Origin of the sequence: Neptunicoccus sediminis (assembly GCF_001719615.1) — a bacterium.
Taxonomy (GTDB): Bacteria; Pseudomonadota; Alphaproteobacteria; order Rhodobacterales; family Rhodobacteraceae; genus Amylibacter; species Amylibacter sediminis.
Genome location: NZ_MDVX01000063.1, coordinates 1 through 2164, shown reverse-complemented (window position 1 = coordinate 2164; position 2164 = coordinate 1). Strand labels below are relative to the sequence as shown.

Annotated in this window: 1 protein-coding gene and 1 pseudogene; both read right to left on the bottom strand. The window is 58.5% G+C overall.

Annotated elements, in window-relative coordinates:
* Nucleotides 1-406: pseudogene (locus BFV97_RS18215) on the bottom strand (strawberry notch family protein); the annotation flags it as partial.
* A 427-nt stretch (nt 407-833) separates the two neighbouring features.
* A complete protein-coding gene (locus tag BFV97_RS18210; protein WP_069301772.1) occupies nt 834-1865 on the bottom strand; it encodes an IS110 family RNA-guided transposase in 1032 nt (343 codons plus the stop codon).
* Nucleotides 1866-2164 lie beyond the last annotated feature (299 nt).

Genomic DNA, 2164 nt, shown 5'->3' with positions numbered 1-2164 from the left:
CCGAGGGTTCCAGCACAGCCTCGCCCTTGCGGATCGCTGCGGCCCGCACCACCAGCGCCGCGAATGGCAGCGGCGTGGAAAACTGCTGCAGCCGGATCTGCTGCTCGGAGCGGCGCGTTTCCGTGAGAAGCCGTGAGGCAAGGAGCTTTGCAGCGGCGATGTCACCTGCCGCGCCGTCCCCACCCAGCAGCACCTGGATGGCCGCAGCCTGCATCATGTCATAGGCTATGCGCCAGTCCCAGGCGCCCCCGGCATCACTGCCATGAAACGTCTCGCGCATAATGCGCGCGAGCGCTGAACTCCGCAGGGGCTGGTGGTCGACCTCCGCGCCGATCTGCACGAGGGCAGAGGCGAGATCAGGGTGGGAGATCGAGAGAGCCGGGTTTGCCGGTTTGGGCTTGGTCATGGGGATTTTCCTTTGGATCAGGGTCTGAGTTCCAAAGGACAAAAAGCCCACTTCCGTAATGGGGCGGGCCTCTGTCAAGGGTTTCGGGCAAGTCAAAAATCCCGGCGAAGATCTCATTCTTCTCCGAGTTTTAAGGCACAAATTCAGAAGCTTACTTTTTCTTTTTCACTGCACCGGCACGTCAGGACTGAAGGACACCCCCCTGTCCGGGCTTCGCTCTTCCGTCCGTAGTCAGCCTCATGGCTGCCACTCTATGCCTGGTCCAAATCTGGTCCTGGGTGCCCATCTTTCACGCGTATTCAGCGATTGCTGATAACTTGCGGGCTTCCGGCATCTCCAGGAACCACGTCCCGGCAAGGGACCTCGTCGTACCTGTCGTCAGGTGCAGTGCTTTCCTCCGTCCGATCAAGTTCTGGAATTGTTTTTCTCAGACCGTTGCCGGGCAGCTCTGCGCATGGCGGAATGGTGTGCCGTCTCGCCACATGCGGTGCAAAACAACGCCAATACGCCGCGCAAGTGCAATCAAGGCCCGTTTCGATCCACGCCGATGGGCCACTCTGAGCGCCCAGGCCTGGAGCCAGTTTGGGGACCCTCGGTGCATCAAGATCATCGCCGCTTGATACAAGGCCGTTCGAAGGGCCCGGTCGCCGGCTCGAGTAATTTGCCCGACAATGTCCATCTCTCCGGATTGCGTGCGCCTCGGCGTCAGCCCCACCCACGGACCAACATCCTTCGATCGCACAAACCGGGTCGGATCGTCGATCGCGGCTTTGACCGTCAGGGCGACGATCCGACCAACGCCCGGCATCGTCATCATCAGACGGCAAACGTCGTCTTGTTTTGCCAGATCCGCGATTTTGGCGTCCAGTTCAGCCAACTCGACGCGCAACTGCGCACGTGCGCGCAAAAGGGCCTCTGTCGACACGGACAAGATTTCATTTTGCTCAACCAGTTCCCTCACCCGGGCCTCGTACCTAATCCGGGTGACATGCCCGAGCTTCAGACCGAAGTTCCGCAGAACACCCCGCATCGAAAGCTCAAGGTTGATGATGGCCTGCTGAATAGACTTGCGCGCCGACAGCAACGCGCGAATTTCCTGGGAGGACACAGATTTGCGGTGCACGGGCCTGTACCATCCCATTTGAAGCAAGCGCGCAATGCCCTGGGCATCGCGCCTGTCGGTCTTGATCGGCATGGCTTTCAAGGCTGCCTTCACCAATCGTGTTTCCATCATGACCACGTCAAAGCCAGCTTCTTCCATTCCCTTGCTCAGCCATTGGGACAAAGGTCCGGCTTCGAGCCCGATCGCATCGATCGAATATGACAATGACGCTATTGCACGTACCAATGCCTCAGGCTCGCTCTCCGCCTGTAATTCTTCAACGATCCTCCCCTGTGGCCCCAGCACACAAATCGCAGTGCTTGCCAGAGATACATCCAATCCGATAAATACATTCATGTCGTTGCCCTTCTATTCTTAGGAATTGAGGCGCATGGAAACATACGACCTCGTAGACGCGCTGCAGGCGCATCAAGGGCAACGGCACTTCAGATCATGCTGACAAACAAGCGAAACGTGCTCGATTCGCCGACAGCCCCATTACGGCATCTTTTGCTTTTCAGGGTGACGGGATCAGACCGCGCTGACCTCCAAGGCTTGGTCAGGACTTGGGTTCGACCTGCCGCTTCGCATCAATCAATGCCTGTGCGGCCTGCATTACCTGAACCTGTGAAGTTTCGGCGCGTGCATCCTCAAGC

Bases quoted from the DNA above. Each gene is read 5' to 3' on its own strand.
- BFV97_RS18210 (WP_069301772.1), bottom strand. From the start codon at position 1,865: ATGAATGTATTTATCGGATTGGATGTATCTCTGGCAAGCACTGCGATT.